Below are 19,783 nucleotides of genomic sequence, written 5' to 3'. Positions count from 1 at the left end.
CGGAATCAGGGGTGAGGGCCTTGGGTGCGCCCATCGGTGCTCCAGAATGGAGCGCGCTCGCCTGGTGCGGGCGATCCAAACCGGTGCAGGTCGGTCGCATGGCAGGGCGGCGGGCACGTCTTCCAATGGCGCACGGCAGTCCTGTCTTCATTGCTCACCCGATGCGGGAAAATGCATGCATCCACCAGTGCGCGGAGGGCACTCCGACCGCCGAGTATCTGGAGAAGCTGGCCGCATCACGGACCTCCAGCTCCAGGGGTACACATTGGTGCTGGAGGGATTGTTCCGGGCTGGCCGCTCGCGGCGGATTCCCCTGCTGCGTGGTGCGTCGCGAGGAAGCGACCGCGCGCCCACGCCCTGGCTAGTCGCCCTGACTCGGAGCGGGAGCGGGCGCAGGGGCCGGTTTCGGACGACGTGAGTCGAAGGCCATCAAGATGGCGCCGACGACGAGCGCGGCGTCCGCGACGTTGAAGGCATACCAGGGGTTCAGAGGCCAGAACCCGAGGTCAGCAACGACGAAGTCCGTCACGCTGCCCAGGCGGACGCGGTCAATCAGGTTGCCAATGCCGGCGCCGACGAGGCCGAGCGCGACGTGCAGCCGGTAGTGGTCCGCGGGCGTCTGGCGGACCAGGTGGATGACCAGCAGGAAGACGGGGATGGCCACCGCGCTGAGGATGAGCTGGGCGTAGGGCAGCGACCGGAACATGCCGAAGGTGATGCCGGTGTTCTCCACGTACTGGAAGCGGATGACGTCGCCGAAGACGCTCATGCCGGTGTAGCCCAGGGGCTTCACATGCTCGCGGACCAGGACCTTCGTCCACTGGTCGAGGATGAGCAACAGCGTGGCCAGCCCGCCCACGACAAGGTACTTTCGACGCTCCGGAGTCATTGGCGGCGCAGCCTCCTACAAATGAGGTGGCCGGACAACCACCGGGAGTGTCGGTGAGCGGATGCTCATCGTGCTCGCAGGGCCACTGGCAGACCGAGTTACCGCGTGGGGAAGGGCCAGGCGACGAGGGGCATCGGGACCGGTGTGGGCCGCTCCATGTACAGGGAGTGCGCGAACGGGCCGACCTCCTTTGTTTCGGAGAGTGCGTTGAACCGGCCTGTCATTTCGAGTTCGGCCCCACTTCGCTCCATCGAATTGTCGATGAACAGCGTCAGGACGCCTGTGTGGACCCAGCCGAACTCGAAAGTGAAGAGTCCCACCACGCATTCCATCCGTCCCCGGCGATGAGAGGGGGCCCCGGCGATGAGCGCCTCAGCGACGCGGGCGGCGGGGGCCGAGTCCAGATGGCTCTCGCTCAGGCTCCAGGATGCAAGAGGGCGCTCGAAGCGGATGGGGGTGCGCAGACACAGCACCGCGTGTTGAACCGCAGGCGGGAGGGAGGCGTCTTCACCCAGCAGCGCCGCGGCTCGCGCGAAGCGGCTTGCGCCGGAGGGCTCCCGGGCAGCTCAGCGGTCGCTCGGAAAGTCCCTGGCTTCAGGCATTCGCGGCCGTGTCCAGGTTCAGTGCGTCGTCACCGCCCAATCACCCATGACGAAGCATCCCAGCACGAGGGCCAGGGGGAAACGAGTGCTTCTGTTCGTCCAAGGGCCGGACCAAGATGGGGGCAGTGTCTTCCCGTCTCGCCAGTCGCCCGCGTTGTTCCCGCTGCAACCTGGCGCTTCACCTGTGCCTGTGTGACGAGATTCCCCAGGTCCACACGCGGACGCGAATCCTCCTCCTGCAGCACGTGATGGAGATCGCGAAGAAGAGCAACACCGGCGGCGTGGCCGCGCTGGCGCTGGTGAACTCGAAGCGCCTCATCCATGGCTCCCTCAGCGGGAGCGCGGAGTTGGAGCTGCTCTCCGAGCCCGGGACGTGGCTGCTCTATCCCGATGGGCCGCCCGCGCCGCCCGATGCACCGCCACCGCGGCAACTGGTGGTGCTGGACGCGAGCTGGTCCCAGGCGCGGCGGATGACACAACGGGTCGCCGCGCTACGGACGCTGCCTCGCCTGGCGCTGCCGCCACCGGAGCCAGGACTGCTCCGGCTCCGCGAACCCTCGCACCCCTCCGGGATGTCCACCCTGGATGCCGTGGCTCGAGCGGTGGCGGCGCTGGAGGGGGCCGATGTGGCCATGCCCCTGGCGCGGCTCGCCGCGCTCCGAGTCCAGCGGATCGCCGAGTGCGGGACCTTGTATTGAGTCCCCGGGTATCCGTGCGCGGCTCCGTGTCTTCGTGAATTGACACGCGCTTGAGCCGGTCTTGATGGATTCGGGATGTCTGTGATTGCGTTGCCGGGGGCATCCACCGCTTCTCCGCGGAAGCGATGCGTTCGGAGCACGGAGCCGGTGCTGGCTCGCGGCGGCGTCCGACACCGCGATGTCAGTGGCGTGAGTTAAAGAGAATGTCGCGGCAGATGAGCCTCTTTCAGGGACGTCATGAAGAAACAGAAAAACTCGCTCTTGCGGATAAAGTGAAACCCGCGTAACATCTCTGTGACGTCAGCGTAGGCTGGCTCTTCTATTTCAAGAGGTCACGAGGGGGAGCCCCGGAAGGTTCGGGGGCGCTGTCGGGCGGACGTGACTGTACCCATGCCCAAGGCGGCAGGGGCGTCCTCCCGGGCGTGGTGTGTCTTTCGATTGGGCGGCTCAGATTCATCAACCAAGGCTCTGCGGCCCATTGTCGGCTGCGGGGCTGTTCTTAATTCCTCACCATGTCCGTACGCATCAGAGAGCGCCAGGAGAGCTGGGGCACCATCATCTACGACAACCTCCGCGATGAGTTCTCGGCGAAGGTGTTCGAGGGTTGCGTGCCTGTGCCGCGGAGTCCCATCGGTTGTGGATGGCTGGTCACTGCGCCGTGCAACCTCGTGTGTATCCACTGCTACGGGAACGTCGAGGACCTGCCGTCGAAGCGGCTCTCCACGCCCCAGCAGCTCAAGGTGGCCGACGAAGTCATCCGCGCGGGAATCATGCGACAGATTCTCTCTGGCGGTGAGCCGTTGATGCGCCGAGACACGCTGAACGTCATCGACAAGCTCACGGACCATGGTGTCGCCACCATCCTCGGCACCAACGGCACCTTCCTGACGCAGCAGATGATGAAGACGGTGTCTCGCTGCACGCGCGTGGAAATCAGCCTCGATTCCATGGACGAGCGGGTCAACAACGAGATTCGCCCCAGCCGCAACGCCAAGGGTAACACCTACCAGGAGACGCTCCGGGCCATAGGCCTGTGCGTGGACAATGGCGTGGCGCCGCGAATCCTGACCTGTCTCAACCGCCACAACAGCCAGCATGTCGAGGAGCTGGCCCAGTTCATCTACGAGCGGGGCATCCGCGACTGGGCCATCTCCTGGACGCTCTCCGCCGGCCGCGCCTATCACATCTACGGCGAGTTGATGCCGGAGGAGACGTCGCATGTCACCGCGACCGTGGAGCGGCTGCGGGAGCGCTACCCCGACATGCAGATTCGCCTGTCGGACCGCACCGTCAACTACAGCCGCTACTACTTCCTCATCTGGCCGGACGGGATGATGGGCACCGAGGAGATCGTCACCGGCAAGAAGCTCTTCTTCAGCTCGTTGGTGACGGGCTCCGTCCAGGACGGTTGGAAGCAAGAGAACTACGACCTGGACGCACACTTCCGGAAGTGGGTGGGGGACCGCATCGAGGTCATTCCCATGGAAGGCCGGAAGCCCCTGGTCGCATAGGATGTCCGTGGCATGGAGCTGATTGACGTCATCGACACCCAGGGGCAGGTGGTGGGGAGCGCGCCCCGCGACCAGATCTACGGCCAGAAGCTGCCCCATCGCATCGTGCATGTGATGGTGGAGCGCGACGGCAAGGTCTTCCTGCAGCGGCGCTCCCGGCACATGACCTTCATGCCCGGCCACCTGTGCACGTCCGCGGGAGGTCACGTGAGCGCGGGCGAGGCGCCCCTGGAGGCCGCCCAGCGGGAGCTCCTGGAGGAGCTGGGCCTGGAGGGGCCGCTGGTGCCCGTGGCCGAGTTCATCTTCGACGATGGGCACCACCGGCGCATCTTCCTCTACCGCGCCCGAATGGAAGGCCCGCTGCGCTTCTCCGAGCGGGAGGTGGACGGGGGCATCTTCCTGGCGCCAGAGGAGCTGGGGCGCCTGCTGGATGAGCCCTGTCATCCCCAGTTGTGGCCCTGTCTGGAGCGCCTCTTCCCCGGGCCGAGCGCCGACGCGCGGACGCGATGGAAACAGTCCTCTACTCGCTGACGTCCGTCCTGTTGCGGTCGGGAAACAGCGTCTTCGACCGGCTCAGCTACGGGCTCCGCCGCCAGTCCATCCTCGTCCTCAACTTCGCCAACAACTTCGTCCCGTTCCTCTTGCTGGCGGCGCTGACGCCGCTGCTGCCCATGGAGGACAGGGCGGGGTGGGCGCTCTATGGCAACGCGAAGCTCGCGCTGTTCGCGGTGAGCGTCCAGGGGGTGGCCTTCGCCTTCTCCTTCGGCTTCCGGCACCTCACGGTCGCCCGGGTGAACATCGCCTCGCGTATCGGGGATGTGCTCATCCCCCTGGCGCTCATGCTCTCCGGCCGCACGGTGCACTGGACCGAGTACCTGTTCGCCCTCGCCGTGTCCGGCTGCTCGCTGCTGGCGGCGGGAGGGGCCTCGGACAACCGCCGCGCCCTGTGGCTGCCGGCGTTCTTCATCACCGTGGCCGTGCTCGTGCAGAGCCTCTGCGGGGAGCTCTTCTTCCAGGGCCAGCCTTCGGGCGTGGCGACCAACCTGGAGGTGAGTACCGCCTTGATGTTCTGGAGGAGCGCCGCCTGTCTGGTGCTGCTGCTCCTCTTCGGCGCCCGGGGGCCGCTAGGGGCGCAGTTGAGCGAGCTGGTCGTGGACGGCCGCGCACGCACCAACCTGCTCGTGCGCGCCCTCTTCACCGTGGGCAATCAGGTCGCCTTCGTCATGGCGCTGGCGGCGGGAAACCGCGTCGTCGCCTGGCCCATCCTCAACTCGGTGACGCTCTTCTCCCTGGTGTTCGCCAACGCCTTCATCCAGGAGGCGCCCGCGCGGCGCGAGGTGTTCGCCGTCGCGGCCATCGTCGCGCTGGCCGTGCTCAAGGCCGCGCTGTAGTGCGTGACGGCGCCAGGCTAGGCAGCACCTGGTCCGCGAAGCGCAGCGAGAGGGCGGTGAGCGTCAGCGTCGGGTTGATGGCGCCGTTGTTCGGGAAGTTGCCGTTGGTGAGGGCGAACAGGTTCTTCGTTCCGAAGACGAGGTGCCTCCCGTCCACGACGCCCGAGTCCGGCCCTTGGCCGAAGCGCGCCGTGCCCACCGAGTGGTCCGCCCGGCGAATCACGCCCGAAACCCAGACCTCCGACTCGCGGCAGCCCGCGGCCTTCATCACCTGCATCAAGGTGTCGGTCATCCACTGCCAGCGCGCGGCGAACCCCGCGTCCACCGCGTAGTGAATCTCCACCTGGCGCTCGCCCGGCTTGCCCGTGAAGCGCAGGCGGTTCTCCGCCTGGGGGAACTCCTCGATGAAGCCATGGAGGTTGAGCCGGCTCTCCCGGGCGAAGGAGTCGATGTACGCGGGCGCCAGTTGCTCCTGGCGGACCCAGGACTGCAGGTCCGGCTCCTCCGGGTACTCGGAGAAGATCATCTTCCCGGCGGCCTGCTGCTCCGGCGTGTCGAAGTGCCGCGAGAAGAGGGCGGGCATGGGGACTTCGCGCCCGTTGAACTCCCGGGGTGGCTTCGCCAGCTTGCCCTCGAGCTTCAGCATCGGGTGGGTAATCAGGTAGCGCCCGAGCGCGGGCAGGCGCTGCTCATCGAAGCCCGAGTGCCACAGCAGCTTGGGCGTCTCCAGGGCGCCCGCGGCCACCAGCACGGCGTCCGCGTCCAGCGTGGCCGTCTCGCCCTCGGGGGTGCGGTAGGTGACGCCCTGGGCCACCGCTCCCGCCATGCGCACGGCCAGCACCGGGCTGCTCGCGAGCAACCGGAAGCCCGGGTGGGACTCCATGTCCGCCAGCAGCAGGGTGGGGTCGAAGCGCGCGCCCATCGGGCAATACCGGCACGTGCCAAACGTCATGCACGGGCCGCCCACACCTTCGCCGCCGGGGCCTCTGCGCGACATGGGAATGTGGTCATAGGTGATGCCCAGCGCCTTCAGGGCGTGGCGCACCGGCTCTGACTCGATGGGATACGGCGGGCTGTTCCACTTGTAGGGCTGCGAGCGCCAGGGCGTGGGATGTCCGTCCACGGGGGCGTTGGGGCCGGTGACGTTCAGCAGGGACTCGGCCTGGCTGTAATAGGGCTCGAGCTGGGTGTAGCTGAAGGGCCAGTCGTTCCCCTTGCCGGTGCGCTTGCGCAGCTCCAGGTCCTCGGGCTGGAGGCGGGGCGTCCAGCCGCTCCAGTGCAGCGTTGACCCGCCCACGGCCATGAGCCGGCTGCCCTTGATGAGGAAGTGGTCGCGCTCGGGTTGGACACCGGGACGGGAGTTGGCGTCGCCCTGCGAGTCCTCACAGGCGTGGTAGGGCCGCACGCCCGTGGTGACGAAGTCCAGCCAGCGGCGCGAGTCCCGCATGGGCGTGCGAGGGCCGGCTTCGAGCATCACCACCTCGTAGCCCCGCTCCAGCGCGGCGCGGGCGGTGATGACCGCGGCAACACCACTTCCGACGATACACAGCCTCATGTTGTCAAATCCTGTTGGCGGCCGCGCTGACTACAGCTCGTCCGAGGCGCGATAGGAACCAGACGCGTGCGGCTCGTGCCAGAGGCCGCCCATGTGGCCATTCATGTTGCCGAAGCCAAACGTCCGGAAGCCCCCGCCGACCAGTGACATGATGGCCAGCTCGCCCACCACCTTCACGCGGTGGAGCTCCGGCAGCTCCAAGAGCCATTCCACGGAGAGCTTCTCGGGCCGCTTCACCTCCGCCGCGAAGCGGGTGTAGGTGGCCAGGTACGAGGGGCGCTCCTCGCATTTGAGGCGCAGATAGCCTTCCAGCAGCGCCTCGTTGTGGTGACCGTCGATTCCCACGAAGCGTGAGATTCGGCGGGCCGTGTCGAGCAGGACGTCCCGCACGTCGTCGGGGAGCGGCCCTGCGCTGTCGGGGGCGATGAGCTGGAGGGGCGCCGCTCCCTCCGTGGGAGGTATCAGCCGCGGGCGAAGCGTTCCGCAACTGGAGGCCACCACGCCGATTCCCAACCACTGCAGGAGCTGTCTGCGATTCAGCAGCGCTTGTGTCAGCACAGTCCCAGAGGAGGGAGATGTTTTCACGGCGTTGTTCATGACGGCTCAGCCTTCATGCTGCCCCAGTCTTCCCAACGGAAGCAAGGGTTGCGGACATTGCCTCGATTGCTGCTCCATGGCAAAGAGCGGAGGCGATATGTGGATCGTCCGGCTGGCGCTCCGACGCCCCTATACCTTCGTGGTGGCGGCGCTGCTGCTCGTCTTCGTGAGTGTGCAGGTCATCCGCGAATCCCCCACGGACATTCTCCCCGAGGTCGACATCCCCGTCATCAGCGTCGTCTGGAGCTATGACGGGCTGCCCGCGCAGCAGATCGAGCGGCAGATCACCCAGTACAGTGAGTACTCCCTGGCGAACAACGTGGCGAACCTGGCCCGGCAGGAAAGCCAGTCGTTCGACGGTGTATCGGTCGCCCGGTTGTATCTACACCCCGGGGCTGACGTGGCCGAGGCCATGGCTCAGGTGACGGCGTCCTCGCAATCCATCACCCGGCGCATGCCTCCGGGGACGCAGCCGCCCATCATCCTCCGGTATTCGGCCAGCAGTGTGCCCATCCTCCAGGTGTCGTTCAGCAGCGAGACGCTCACCGAGTCGCAAATCTACGACCATGTGAATCAACGCGTCCGGCCCCTGCTCGGCACGGTCCGGGGCGCGCGCATTCCCCAGCTCATGGGCGGCAAGGTCCGTCAGATGACCGTGGACCTGGACCTGGAGGCCCTCGAGGCCCATGGGCTGGCGCCGCATGACGTCGCCTCGGCGGTCTCCGCGCAGAACCTGGTCCTGCCCACGGGGAACCTCAAGATGGGCGCGCACGAGTACCGCGTGACGCTCAACAGCAGTCCGGAGACGCTCGCTGCGCTCAATGACATCCCGGTGCGCCGGGGCGATGGCCGCGTCGTGTTCCTCCGGGACGTGGCGCACGTGCATGACGGCTTCGCGGTGCAGACGAACATCGCCCGGGAGGAGGGCCGGCGCTCCGTCATCCTGTCCGTGATGAAGACGGGGGACGCCTCGACGCTGGAGGTCGCCCGCCGCGTGCGCGAGCTGCTGCCCACCATCCAGGCCGCCGCGCCGGAGGGGCTGTCGGTGCGGTTGCTGGCGGACCAGTCCTCCTTCGTGACGGCCGCCATCCACGGGCTCCTGGCTGAAGGGGTCATCGCCGCGCTGCTGACGGCGACGATGATCCTCCTGTTCCTGGGAAGCTGGCGGAGCACGCTCATCATCGCCATCTCCATTCCCTTGTCGGTGCTCGCGGCCATCCTGGTGTTGCGGGGCCTTGGGTACACGCTCGACTCAATGACGCTGGGCGGGCTGGCGCTCGCCGTGGGCATCCTCGTGGATGACGCCACGGTGGAGATAGAGAACATCCACCGCAACCTGGCCATGGGGAAGCCGCTCACCCAGGCCATCCTGGATGGCGCGGAGCAGATCGCCGTGCCGGCCTTCGTCGCCTCGCTCTCCATTGGCATCGTGTTCATCTCGGTGCTCTTCCTGGAGGGGCCGGCCCGGTACCTGTTCCTGCCCATGGGCCTGGCGGTGGGGCTCTCCGTCATGGCCTCGTATCTGCTCTCGCGCACGCTCGTGCCCACGCTCGTGCAGTTCCTGCTTCGCGCGGAGGTTCAGCGGCATGGGCAGCCCCAGACGGGGTGGCTGGCGCGACTGCACCACCGGTTCGAGGCGGGCTTCGAGCGCTTCCGTGCGCGGTACGTGGGCGCGCTCCAGGGCGCCCTGGCCCGGCCGCGCCGCGTGCTGGTGCTCTTCCTGCTCGCGGTGCTGGCGGCGGTGGGGTTGATGCCCTTCGTGGGCCGCGACTTCTTCCCCACCGTGGACGCGGGCCAGCTCCGCCTTCACGTCGTGGCGCCGCCGGGGACGCGCATCGAGGAGACGGAGCGGTACCTGTCGCTCGTGGAGGACGCCGTGCGTGAGCTCATTCCCGCCGAGGACCGGGTGAGCCTGATTGACATGATGGGCATGCCGGGCGGCTACAACCTCGCGCTGACGGATACCTCCAACGTGAGCAGCGCGGACGGGGAGGTCCTCGTGACGCTGGCTCCGCAGCGTCGGGTCCGGACGGACGCGTACGTCCGGCTGCTGCGCGAGCAGTTGCCGCGGCGCTTCCCCGAGCTCACGTTCTACTTCCAGCCCGCGGACATCGTGACGCAGATTCTCAACTTCGGGCTGCCGTCGCCCATTGACGTGCAGGTCTCGGGCTCCCAACGTGAGGCCACCTATGCCATCGCGCGCAAGCTCGAGGCGGAGCTGGGGCAGGTCCGGGGCGCGGTGGACGTGCGCCTGTCGCAGGTGGTGAACGCGCCGCGGCTGCACTTCGAGGTGGACCGGGTCCGCGCCAGCGCGGTGGGGCTCACACAGCGGGACGTGGCGAACAACGTGCTGCTCACCGTGTCATCCAGCTCGCAGGTGAGCCCCAGTTTCTGGATCGACCCGAAGACGGGGAACAGCTATCCCCTGTCGGTGCGCGTGCCGGAGACGCGGGTGTCCTCGGTGGAGGACCTGACGCGGATGGCGCTGCCCACCCGGGAGGGGCCCCAGCTCCTGGGCGACCTCACCCGGGTGCAGCGCGAGTGGACGCCCGTCTTCGTCACCCACGTGGACATCCAGCCCACCTTCAACGTCCGCGCGGACGTCCAGGACACGGACCTGGGCAGCGTGGCTTCGCGGCTGGAGCGGCTCGTCGAGCGCTACCGCGAGGAGCTGCCGCCGGGCTCGCGCATCCAGGTGCGTGGGCAGGTGGACAGCATGCGCACCAGCTTCGACCGGCTGCTGTTGGGCCTGCTGTTCGCGGCGGTGCTCGTCTACGCGCTGATGGTGGTCAACTTCCAGTCCTGGCTGGACCCCTTCATCATCATCACCGCGCTGCCCGGGGCGGTGGTGGGCATGGTGGTTTCGCTGTTCGCCACGCAGACGCCGTTCAGCATTCCCTCGTTGATGGGCGCCATCATGAGCGTGGGCGTGGCCACGGCGAACTCCGTGCTGGTGGTGTCCTTCGCCAACGAGCAGCTCGCGCGAGGCGCGAGCGCGGCGGAGGCGGCGCTCGAAGCGGGGCGGGTGCGGGTGCGCCCCGTGTTGATGACGGCGCTGGCCATGGGCCTCGGCATGCTCCCCATGTCCCTGAACCTGAGCGAGGGCGGCGAGCAGAACGCCGCGCTCGGCTGCGCCGTCATTGGCGGCCTCGTGGGCGCCACGGTAGCGACCCTGTTCTTCGTTCCCGTCGTCTACAGTCTGATGCAGGCGCGGCGGGCTGTCCGCGCGGCGTCCCCTGAACTCGAGCCCTCGGTGACAGCGTGACGGAGCAGACCCCTGGCGTGGATGCCGCGGCGCGAGGCGGGCGCTGGCCCTGGGTGTTCGCCGCCTTGCTCCTGGTGCTGCTGGGGCTCGGCGTGGCGCCACGGTTGGAGCGGTCGCGCGCGTTGGACCGGCGTGAAGCGGAAGCCCGTCTGCCGCCGCTCGTGGCCACTGCGCGCGTGACGCGGTCCGAGCCGAAGGCGGAGCTCACGTTGCCAGGGACGGTCCTCCCCAGTCAGCGCGCGTCGCTGCACGCCCGCATCAATGGCTTCGTGGGCCGCATCCACGTCGACCTGGGCGACCGGGTCCGCGCGGGCCAGTTGCTGGCGGAGCTTGAAGCGCCCGAGCTCCAGGCGGAGTGTCACCGGGCCCGGGCGCGCCTGGATGAGACGGAGCGGAACCTGGAGCTCGCTCGCGCGTCCGCGCGGCGCGGGCAGATTCTCGCGGGAGAGGGCAACGTCAGCCACGAGGTGGCGGAAGAGGCGCGGGCGCGGGCCAACTCCGCGGAGGCCTCGCTGAAGAGCGCGAAGGCGGAGGTGGAGCGCCTCGATGCGTTGTACGCGTATCGCCGCGTGGTGGCGCCGTTCGATGGTGTCATCGTGCGCCGCAACGTGGACCGGGGAGCGCTGGTCACCGCGGGCAGTGGCAGCGGTATGACGAGCCTGTTCGAACTCGCGCAGACGCACACGCTGAAGGTCTACGTGGATGTGCCGCAGTCCCTCGCCCATGACATCCGGCCGGGGCTCGAGGCGCGGATCTCCACGCTGGATGCGCCCGCGCGGGCGCTGCCAGGACGCGTGGTGCGGACCGCGGGGGTGTTGGACCCAGGGACCCGCACGCTCCTGACGGAGGTGCAGCTCGCCAACGCAGAGGCGCTGTTCGCAGGGGCATTCGTGCGCGTCCGGTTGCTCATCGAGCGCGAGGCTCCGCCCATGCTCATCCCCGCCAGCGCGCTGGCCATGCGGAGGGAGGGGCCCACGGTCCTCGTGGTGGGGGAGGCGAATGCCGTCCAGCAGCGCGTGGTCGTGCTGGGGCGTGACCTGGGCGCTCATGTCGAGGTGATGGACGGATTGTCCGCCGAGGACCGGGTGGTGCTGAGCCCACCGGACACCCTGGGCGATGGGCGCGTGGTGCGCGTCGCGGAAGGGCGTGCCGCGCTCTAGTTTGCGTGGAGCTGTCGGTCGGTCTCGATATGCTGTTTGGACTGGAGACTTCAATGAAGCGTTTTCTGTGGCTGTCTGTTTTCGCGGTGGCGTTGGTGTCCAACGTGGCCTCCGCGAGCGAGGAGCTCGCGAAGGCCAAGAGCTGCATGACGTGCCATTCCGCGACGGCGCGGCTGGTCGGTCCCTCGTTCAAGGAGATGGCCGCCCGCTATGCGAAGCAGGAGGGCGTGGAGGACAAGCTGACGCAGCGCGTGCGCAAGGGCAGCAGCGGCGTCTGGGGCGCCATTCCGATGCCGGCGAATGCCCAGGTGTCGGAGGCCGAGGCGCGCGCGCTGGTGAAGTGGATCCTGACGCAGAAGTAGCGCGCGGAGGTGCCCATTTTCTTCGCACGCCGTTGCGGGGAGTGGACGGGCTGGGGACGTTCTCCTCGTGGCTCGAGGAGGAGTTGGCGGCGCTGACTAAGGCCCTGGAGGGTGCGTCCCTTTCCATCAAGGCGACGGCGCCCGCCAAGGCGAAGGGCCCGGCTGCCTTGTTCGACAAGTTCCCCCGAGACTCGAAGGCGCTGCTGTTCAACGGCCGGAAGCTGGGCGAGCTGCCCGCGCTCAGAGGAAATCGAGCGGCTGCGCCAGGCGCTCCCCGAGTGCAAGGTGGGGGTGGACTGAGCGCGGGAGAGACGCCGCCGCCCGTGGCTTCTCTCCCCGTGGGACGTCCGGTATAGACCGGGGCCATGGCGTTCATCGCGTTCTCCACCATCAAGGGCGGCGTCGGCAAGACGACGCTCTGCTCGCATGTGGCGGCGGCCCTCGCGGATGCCGGCCGCCAGGTGCTGCTGCTGGACCTGGACCCTCAGGCCCATGCATCGCTGGTGCTGGGACTGGAGAGCCGGGAAGGCCCGTGTGTGGGGGATGCGCTCGGGCCCCGTCCCAAGCACACGCTGGCGCAAGTGGTGGTGGCTTCACCGAAGCGGCCCGGCTTGTTCATCGCCCCCGCCGCGCCGCGCATGGCCGCGCAGGAGCGCGAACTGTTCCAGTGGGGCCACCGCCTCCAGGCGATTCCGCGCGCGCTCAAGACGCTGGGGTGGACGCCGGACATCATCCTCGCGGACACCCCGCCCAGCATCGGGGCCTACACCGAGGCCGTGCTCGCCTCCGCGGACCTGGTCGTGGCCCCCGTGCCCACCGGCGCCTTCGCGCTCCAGGGCCTGGGGGAAATCGAGACCGCCTGGCGTGACGTTCGCGAGCAGGGCGGTGAGCTGGTCGCGGTGGTGAATCTGTGGGATCGCCGCACCACCGCCACCAACGAGGCCATGGAGGGCGCGTTGAGCGAGTCCACGGTGCCCGTGCTGCGGGCGCGAATTCCACGCTCGGAGTCCATCAACCAGGCGGGGCTGGGCTACGAGGTGGTGTTCGACACGAGCCCGCAGGCGGCCGGCGTGGAGGAACTGCGGGCCCTGGCGCAGGAGTTGGCGAAGCGCGTGGGCCTGCGCTGAAACGGCAAACGGCACCGTCCGCCACGAGGGCGCACGGTGCCGTCCGGGGGAAGCCGAATCAGAGGTTGTAGTGGCCCGAGGCCTCGGGCTGGTAGGGCACCGCGACGATGCGCAGCCGCTTGGAGCGTCCGCCCGGCAGGGGCCAGGTGATGGTCTGCCCCACGGTCAGGCCGATGAGCGCGCTGCCGATGGGGGCCAGGACGGAGATGCGGCCGTCGTCGCTGCTGGCGTCGCGCGGGTAGACAAGGGTGACCTCCCGGCGCTCTCCCGTCTGTTCGTCCTCGAAGACGACCTTGCTGTTCATCGTCACGACGTCGGGCGGCACCTCTTCCGACGCGACGACGCGAGCCCGGGTCAGCTCCGCGTCGAGCATTTCCGCGAACTCGGCCGTACGGCCGCCTCCGTTGTGGTCCACCACCTGGCGCAGGCGCTCCAGGTCGGCTTCGGTCACGATGAGGGTCTGTTCGCTTCGCATGTCAGGGGCCTCCTGTGGGAGGGAGTAATGGGTTAAGCCCATTCTAACTGCCTCACCTGCTATTTATTCCCGACTCGCCCCAAAAAGGCGACCCGGGCGTTTCATTCCGCTCAGAAGGCGCAGTCCGCGCCCCGGGTGGGCAGCGCGGAGCGCCCCCCAGAAAGATACGCATCGCAGGCCTTGGCGGCTTCACGGCCGTCCGACAGGGCCCAGACGATGAGGCTGGCGCCCCGGCTCGCGTCCCCAGCGCAGAACACCCCGTCCGCGGACGTGGCGAAGCGGGCGTCCACCTGCACCGTGCCGCGGGGGGACAGCTTCACCCCCAGCTCCTCGGAGAGGTTGCCCGCCTCGGGCCCCGTGAAGCCCATGGCCAGCACCAGCAGGTCCGTTTCGAACGTCACCTCGGTGCCGGGACGTTCAATGAGGCGGGGCAGGGCGCCAGGTTCGGGCTGGAACTCGATTTCCACGGCCTGCAGCGTCTGGAGCCGTCCGTCGCTGCCCGTCAGCCGCTTCGTCATCAGCGCGAAGCGGCGCTCGCCGCCTTCCTCCTGGCTGGTGGAGGTGCGGAAGATGACGGGCCACCTCGGCCAGGGGTTGCCCTCCGCGCGCACCGCGGGCGGGGCGGGGAGGAGCTCCACCTGCCGCACGCTCGCCGCACCCTGACGCAGCGCGGTACCCAGGCAGTCCGAGCCGGTGTCGCCGCCGCCCAGCACCACGACGTGCCGGCCGGCCGCGTCCAGGCGGGAATCCTTCTGGCCATGGCCCGAGACGAGCCGGTTCTGGTGCTCCAGGTACTCCATGGCCTGGACGACACCGGACAGCTCGCGTCCGGGGACCTCCAGCTCGCGCGGACGGCGCGCGCCCAGGGCCAGCACCAGGGCGTCATGCTTCGCGCGCAGCTCGCGGTAGCTCAGGGCACCGCCCACGTCCACGCCGGTGACGAAGGTGATGCCCTCGGCCTCCATCAGCGCCAGGCGCCGGTCCACCACGGACTTCTCCAGCTTGAAGTCGGGGATGCCATAGCGCAGCAGGCCGCCGGCCCGGGCGTCCCGCTCGTACACGGTGACGGTGTGTCCGGCCGCGTTGAGCTGCGCCGCCGCCGCCAGTCCCGCGGGCCCGGAGCCCACCACGCCCACCGTCTTCCCGGTGCGGCGTGCCGGAGGCCGGGGCTTCACCCAGCCCTCCTTGAAGGCCCGTTCGACGATTTCCTTCTCCATCTGCTCGATGGTGACCGGGTCCCGGTCGATGGCGAGCACACACGCGGCCTCGCACGGCGCCGGGCACAGCCGGCCCGTCATCTCCGGGAAGCCATTGGTGCGGCTGAGCAGGTCATACGCCTCGCGCCAGCGCCCGCGGTACACGGCCTCGTTGAAGTCGGGGATGAGGTTCCCCAGGGGACAGCCCTGGTGACAGAAGGGGACGCCACAGTCCATGCAGCGGCCGGCCTGCCGTTTGGCCTCGTCGGGGGCCAGCGGCAGCGCGAACTCGCGCCAGTCGCCCAGCCGGTCCGCCTTGTCCCGCTTGTCTGCGTGGACGCGCTCCCACTCGATGAATCCCGTTGGCTTACCCATGGCTCAGGCCCTCCCCGCCGCGGACTGGGGCAGCGCCGCGGATGTGGACTCCGGTGGTCTGCGCGCCGCGCGTCGTGCCTGGAGGACCCGCTTGTAGTCCGTGGGCATCACCTTCACGAAGCGCGGCACCATCAGCTCCCAGTTGTCCAGCACCCGCCGCGCCAGCCCGCTGCCGGTGTGGTGCAGGTGCCGCTCCACCATGCCGTGCACGAGCCAGATTTCGGACTCGTCCACCAGGGACTCCAGCTCCACCATCTCCAGGTTGCAGCGCTGCCGGAAGGACTGCTCGCGGTCGAGCACGTAGGCGATGCCGCCGCTCATGCCGGCCGCGAAGTTGCGCCCGGTGGGGCCCAGCACCACCACCGCGCCGCCCGTCATGTATTCGCAGCCGTGGTCGCCCACGCCCTCCACGACGGCCTGCGCGCCGCTGTTGCGTACCGCGAAGCGCTCACCCGCGAGCCCCCGCAGGTACACCTCGCCGGCCGTGGCGCCGTAGAGCGCGGTGTTGCCCACCAGCACGTTCTCCTCGGCGGTGAAGCGGCTGGCCTGCGGCGGGTAGACGATGATGCGCCCACCGGAAAGGCCCTTGCCCACGTAGTCGTTGGCGTCGCCCTCCAGCTCCAGCGTCACGCCCTTCACCACGAAGGCGCCGAAGCTCTGGCCCGCGGAGCCCTTCATCCGCACGTGGAGCCGGCCATCCGGCAAGCCCTGGCCCCCGTGACGGCGGGCAATCTCACCCGACAGCAGGGCGCCAACGGCGCGGTGCGTGTTGGCCACCGGCACGTTGAGCAGCATGGGCGGCCCGCCGTTCAGCACCGCGCTGGCGTCGCGCAGCAGCGCGTGGTCCAGGTGGTCGGACACGTCCTTGATGCGCGGCTCGGTGCAGTGGCGCGGCTCGCTGTCCGGCGCGGCCGGCGCTGCCAGCAGCCCGGACAGGTCCACGCGCTTCGCCTTCCAATGGTCCACCGCCGGACGCTGCCGCAGCAGGTCCACGCGGCCCACCAACTCCTCCAGGGTGCGGGCGCCCAGCGCGGCCATCCGCTGGCGCAGGTCCTCCGCGATGAGGAGGAAGAAGTTCACCACGTCCTCGGGCTTGCCCTGGAAGCGCTCGCGCAGCCCCGGGTCCTGCGTGGCGATGCCCGCCGAACAGGTGTTGAGGTGGCACTTGCGCAGCATGATACAGCCCACGGCCACCAGGCTGGCGGTGGCCATGCCGAACTCCTCGGCGCCCAGGAGCGCGGCCACCAGCACGTCGCGCGCGGTGCGCATGCCGCCGTCCGCCTGCACGCGGATGCGCGAGCGCAGCCCGTTGTGCACCAGCACCTGCTGCGTCTCCGCCAGCCCCAGCTCCCAGGGCAGGCCCGCGTGCTGGATGCTGGACAGCGGCGAGGCGCCCGTGCCGCCCTCGTAGCCAGAGATGACCACGCAGCTGGCGCCGGCCTTGGCCACGCCCGCGGCGATGGTGCCCACGCCCACCTCGCTCACCAGCTTCACGCTGACCCGCGCGGCCGGATTCACCGACTGGAGGTCGTAGATGAGCTGGGCCAGGTCCTCGATGGAGTAGATGTCGTGGTGCGGCGGCGGAGAGATGAGCGTCACGCCCGGCGTGGACCAGCGCACGCGGGCAATCCGCTCATCCACCTTGTGGCCGGGCAGCTGGCCGCCCTCGCCGGGCTTGGCACCCTGGGCCACCTTGATTTGGAGCTCGTCCGCGTTGACCAGGTACTCCGTGGTGACGCCGAAGCGCGCGCTGGCCACCTGCTTGATGGCGCTGCGGCGCAGGTCGCCGTTCTCGTCGCGGGTGTAGCGCCGCGACTCCTCGCCGCCCTCGCCGCTGTTGGAGCGCCCGCCCAGCCGGTTCATCGCGATGGCCAGCGTCTCGTGCGCCTCCGCGCTGATGGAGCCGAAGGACATGGCGCCGGTGACGAAGCGCCGGGCAATGGCGAGCGCCGGCTCCACTTCATCCAGCGGCACCGGCGTGCGGCCCTCGTGGGCGATTTCGAGCAGGCCGCGCAGGTTGCTGTGCTCGCGCGTCTCGTCGTCCGCCAGCCGCGAGTACTCCGCGAAGGTGGCGGCGTCGTTCGCGCGCACCGCCGCCTGGAGCTTGGCGATGGTGGCCGGGTTCCACTTGTGCCGCTCGCCCAGACGGCGCCAGCGGTACTGGCCGCCCACGGGCAGCATGCCGGCCTCCACGTCCGCTTCCGCGCCAAAGCCCCGGGCGTGGCGCTCCGCCACTTCGCGCCCCAGCTCCGGCAGGCCCACCCCCTCCACGCGCGACGCCGTGTCGGTGAAGTGCCGCTCCACCAGCGAGCGCTGGAGCCCCACGGCCTCGAAGAGCTGCGCGCCGCGGTAGGACTGGAGCGTGGAGATGCCCATCTTCGACATCACCTTGAGCAGGCCTTCCTCCACGGCGTGGATGAAGCGGTCCTGCGCCTTCTCCGCGTCCACGGCCAGCTCGCCGTTGTCCGCCAGGGCCCGGAGCGTGTCCAACGCCAGGTACGGGTTCACCGCCGCGGCGCCGTAGGCGAACAGGCAGGCGAAGTGGTGCACCTCGCGCGCCTCCGCCGTCTCCAGCAGCAGGCCGGTGTACATGCGGATGCCGTCACGGACGAGCCGCTGGTGCACCGCGGACATGGCCAGCAGCGCGGGGATGGCCGCGTGCGCCGCGTCCACGCCGCGGTCGCTCAAGAGCAGGATGCTGGCGCCGGCGTCCACCGCGTCCACGGCCTCGTTGCAGAGCTTCTCCACCGCCGCCTCGAGCGCGCCTTCGCCGCCGTCCAGGGCGTAGAGGAGCGACAGGCGGCGCGTCTCGAACAGGCCCTCGTCGTTGATGGCCGCCAGCCGCGCGAGCTGCCCGTTGGTGAGGATGGGGCCGGGGAGGGACAGCCGGTGGCACTGCTCCGGCGTCTCCTCGAAGGTGTTGCTCTCCGGGCCCAGCGCGGTGGCCAGCGTCATCACCAGCGACTCGCGCAGCGGGTCGATGGGCGGGTTGGTCACCTGCGCGAAGAGCTGGTGGAAGTAGGAGAAGAGGCTGGGGGCCTGGTCACTGAGCACCGCCAGCGGCGTGTCCGTGCCCATGGAGCCCACCGGCTCCTTGCCCGTCTCCGCCATGGGCGTGAGCACCGAGCGCACGTCCTCGGCGGTGTAGCCGAAGGCGCGCTGGGCCCGCCACAGCTCCTCGCCGCGCAGCCGCACCGGGGCGGCGACGGCGGGGAGGTTGTCGAAGGTGTAGACGTTGCGCTGGAGCCAGCGGCGGTAGGGCCAGCGCGTGGTGATGTCGCGCTTGACGTCCTCGTCCTCCAGGATGCGTCCTTCGGTGGTGTCCACCAGCAGCATGCGGCCCGGCGTCAGGCGGCCCTTACGGCGGACCTGCGAGGGCGGCACGTCGATGACGCCCATCTCCGAGGCGAGGATGATGCGGTCGTCCTCTGTGACGAGGTAGCGCGCGGGCCGCAGGCCGTTGCGATCCAACGTGGCGCCGATGAGCTGCCCGTCCGTGAAGGCGATGGCCGCCGGTCCGTCCCAGGGCTCCAGCAGCGCGGAGGAGTATTCATAGAAGGCGCGCCGCTCGTCGGACATCAGCGCGTCGCCCTCCCACGCCTCCGGAATCATCATCATCAGCGCGTGGGGCAGGGTGCGGCCGCCCAGGTAGAGCAGCTCCACCATGTTGTCGAACTGCGCCGAGTCGCTCTTGCCCGGGACGATGATGGGCTGGAGCGCCTCCAGGCTGCCGCCCAGGCGCGCCGTCTGGAGCAGGCCACGCCGCGCGGTCATCCAGTTCCGGTTGCCGCGCATGGTGTTGATTTCACCGTTGTGCGCGATGAAGCGGAACGGCTGCGCCAGCTCCCACGTGGGGAAGGTGTTCGTGGAGAAGCGCGAGTGGACCAGGCCCAGCGCGCTCACGAAGTCAGGCTGCTGCAAATCGGAATAGAAGCGCGGCAGGTCCACCGGCAACATCAGACCCTTGTAGACGAGCGTCTCCGACGACAGCGACGCCACGTGGAAGCGGCCCTTGGGGTCCACGCCGCGCGCCTGGATGAGGTTCTCCGTCAGCTTGCGGATGCGGTACAGCTTCCGCTCGAAGGCGCTGGGGACCATTCGCCGGCGCGCCACGAAGAGCTGGCGGATGACGGGGGCGGCCTCACGAGCCACGGGGCCCAGGTGCTCCGGGTTCACGGGCACGTCGCGCCAGCCGAGCACGCGCTGGCCCTCTTGTATGACGACTTCCTCGAAGGCGGCCTCACAGGCGGCCCGGGCCTCGGGCTCCGGCGGGAGGAACACCTGGCCCACGCCATAGTGCCGGCGCGGGGGGAGGGCGAAGGGCAGCTTTGGGGACTCGCGCTCGAAGAAGCGGTGGGGGAGCTGCACCAGGATGCCGGCGCCGTCGCCGGTTCGTGGGTCCCTGCCCGCGGCCGCCCGGTGGCTGAGCCGGTTGAGGAGCTCCAGGGCGTCCTCGACGATGCCTCGCGAGCGTTCACCCCTCAGGTGGGCGACGAATCCCACGCCGCAGGCGTCATGCTCGGTGTCTGGCTCATACAGGCCGTACCGGCCGGGGCGGAATGCCGACATCAAGAGTCCCC

At 69.3% G+C, this 19,783-nt stretch carries 15 protein-coding genes; 9 read left to right on the top strand and 6 right to left on the bottom strand.

Translation table 11 applies throughout. The features are described from left to right. Positions 1–361: 361 nt before the first annotated feature. Complete coding sequence (lspA, locus tag BHS09_RS19810) at positions 362–889, bottom strand: signal peptidase II (RefSeq protein WP_140792165.1); 528 nt, start codon at positions 887–889, stop codon at positions 362–364. 718 nt (positions 890–1,607) lie between these two features. Between lspA and BHS09_RS19800 the strand changes: the two genes are divergently transcribed. The 4 genes from BHS09_RS19800 (at position 1,608) to BHS09_RS19785 (ending at position 5,091) form a co-directional block, all read left to right on the top strand. Next, entirely contained in the window at positions 1,608–2,189 is a 582-nt protein-coding gene (locus BHS09_RS19800; protein WP_140798594.1) for a tRNA-uridine aminocarboxypropyltransferase, read from the top strand. A gap of 512 nt (positions 2,190–2,701) precedes the next feature. Continuing rightward, complete coding sequence (locus BHS09_RS19795; RefSeq protein ID WP_140798593.1) at positions 2,702–3,700, top strand: radical SAM protein; 999 nt, start codon at positions 2,702–2,704, stop codon at positions 3,698–3,700. A gap of 12 nt (positions 3,701–3,712) precedes the next feature. Then, a complete protein-coding gene (locus BHS09_RS19790) occupies positions 3,713–4,231 on the top strand; it encodes an NUDIX hydrolase (RefSeq protein WP_140792159.1) in 519 nt (172 codons plus the stop codon). Beyond that, positions 4,207–5,091 carry a hypothetical protein gene (locus BHS09_RS19785; protein WP_140798592.1) on the top strand — a complete coding sequence of 295 codons (885 nt, stop codon included), beginning with the start codon at positions 4,207–4,209 and terminating at the stop codon, positions 5,089–5,091. Before BHS09_RS19790 ends, BHS09_RS19785 begins: the two co-directional genes overlap by 25 nt. Here BHS09_RS19785 and BHS09_RS19780 read toward each other — a convergent pair. Then, positions 5,075–6,646, bottom strand: a complete 1,572-nt coding sequence (locus BHS09_RS19780; protein WP_140798591.1) for a GMC family oxidoreductase N-terminal domain-containing protein — start codon at positions 6,644–6,646, stop codon at positions 5,075–5,077. The two genes, BHS09_RS19785 and BHS09_RS19780, sit on opposite strands and share 17 nt — an antisense overlap. A gap of 30 nt (positions 6,647–6,676) precedes the next feature. After that, positions 6,677–7,231, bottom strand: a complete 555-nt coding sequence (locus tag BHS09_RS19775; protein ID WP_237079689.1) for a hypothetical protein — start codon at positions 7,229–7,231, stop codon at positions 6,677–6,679. Positions 7,232–7,319: 88 nt separating this feature from the next. On the opposite strand from BHS09_RS19775, the gene BHS09_RS19770 reads away from it, so the two are divergent. The 5 genes from BHS09_RS19770 to BHS09_RS19750 all read left to right on the top strand — a co-directional run bounded on the left by BHS09_RS19770 (position 7,320) and on the right by BHS09_RS19750 (position 13,157). After that, the gene (locus BHS09_RS19770) at positions 7,320–10,508 is read left to right on the top strand and encodes an efflux RND transporter permease subunit (protein ID WP_237079688.1); all 3,189 of its coding nucleotides are present in this window, start codon (positions 7,320–7,322) and stop codon (positions 10,506–10,508) included. Then, the gene (locus tag BHS09_RS19765) at positions 10,505–11,668 is read left to right on the top strand and encodes an efflux RND transporter periplasmic adaptor subunit (RefSeq protein WP_140798590.1); all 1,164 of its coding nucleotides are present in this window, start codon (positions 10,505–10,507) and stop codon (positions 11,666–11,668) included. Before BHS09_RS19770 ends, BHS09_RS19765 begins: the two co-directional genes overlap by 4 nt. A gap of 53 nt (positions 11,669–11,721) precedes the next feature. Then, positions 11,722–12,030, top strand: coding sequence for a c-type cytochrome (locus BHS09_RS19760; protein WP_140798589.1), 309 nt, complete (start codon positions 11,722–11,724; stop codon positions 12,028–12,030). 83 nt (positions 12,031–12,113) lie between these two features. Beyond that, positions 12,114–12,386 (top strand): hypothetical protein, encoded by a 273-nt coding sequence (locus BHS09_RS39040; protein WP_201800533.1) that lies wholly within the window; start codon positions 12,114–12,116, stop codon positions 12,384–12,386. A gap of 9 nt (positions 12,387–12,395) precedes the next feature. Continuing rightward, a complete protein-coding gene (locus BHS09_RS19750; protein ID WP_026114108.1) occupies positions 12,396–13,157 on the top strand; it encodes a ParA family protein in 762 nt (253 codons plus the stop codon). A 58-nt stretch (positions 13,158–13,215) separates the two neighbouring features. On the opposite strand, the gene rnk is transcribed toward BHS09_RS19750, so the two are convergent. The 3 genes from rnk to gltB all read right to left on the bottom strand — a co-directional run bounded on the left by rnk (position 13,216) and on the right by gltB (position 19,772). Beyond that, on the bottom strand, positions 13,216–13,632 hold the full coding sequence (gene rnk, locus BHS09_RS19745) for a nucleoside diphosphate kinase regulator (RefSeq protein WP_140792149.1): 417 nt from the start codon (positions 13,630–13,632) through the stop codon (positions 13,216–13,218). A gap of 110 nt (positions 13,633–13,742) precedes the next feature. Further along, positions 13,743–15,203 (bottom strand): glutamate synthase subunit beta, encoded by a 1,461-nt coding sequence (locus BHS09_RS19740; protein WP_140798588.1) that lies wholly within the window; start codon positions 15,201–15,203, stop codon positions 13,743–13,745. Positions 15,204–15,206: 3 nt separating this feature from the next. Beyond that, a complete protein-coding gene (gltB, locus tag BHS09_RS19735; RefSeq protein ID WP_140798587.1) occupies positions 15,207–19,772 on the bottom strand; it encodes a glutamate synthase large subunit in 4,566 nt (1,521 codons plus the stop codon). Positions 19,773–19,783 lie beyond the last annotated feature (11 nt).

Source organism: Myxococcus xanthus, from assembly GCF_006402735.1.
GTDB classification, from domain to species: Bacteria; Myxococcota; Myxococcia; order Myxococcales; family Myxococcaceae; genus Myxococcus; species Myxococcus xanthus_A.
The sequence above is the reverse complement of the archived record's forward strand: the minus strand, read 5'-3'. Positions and strand labels throughout refer to the sequence as shown.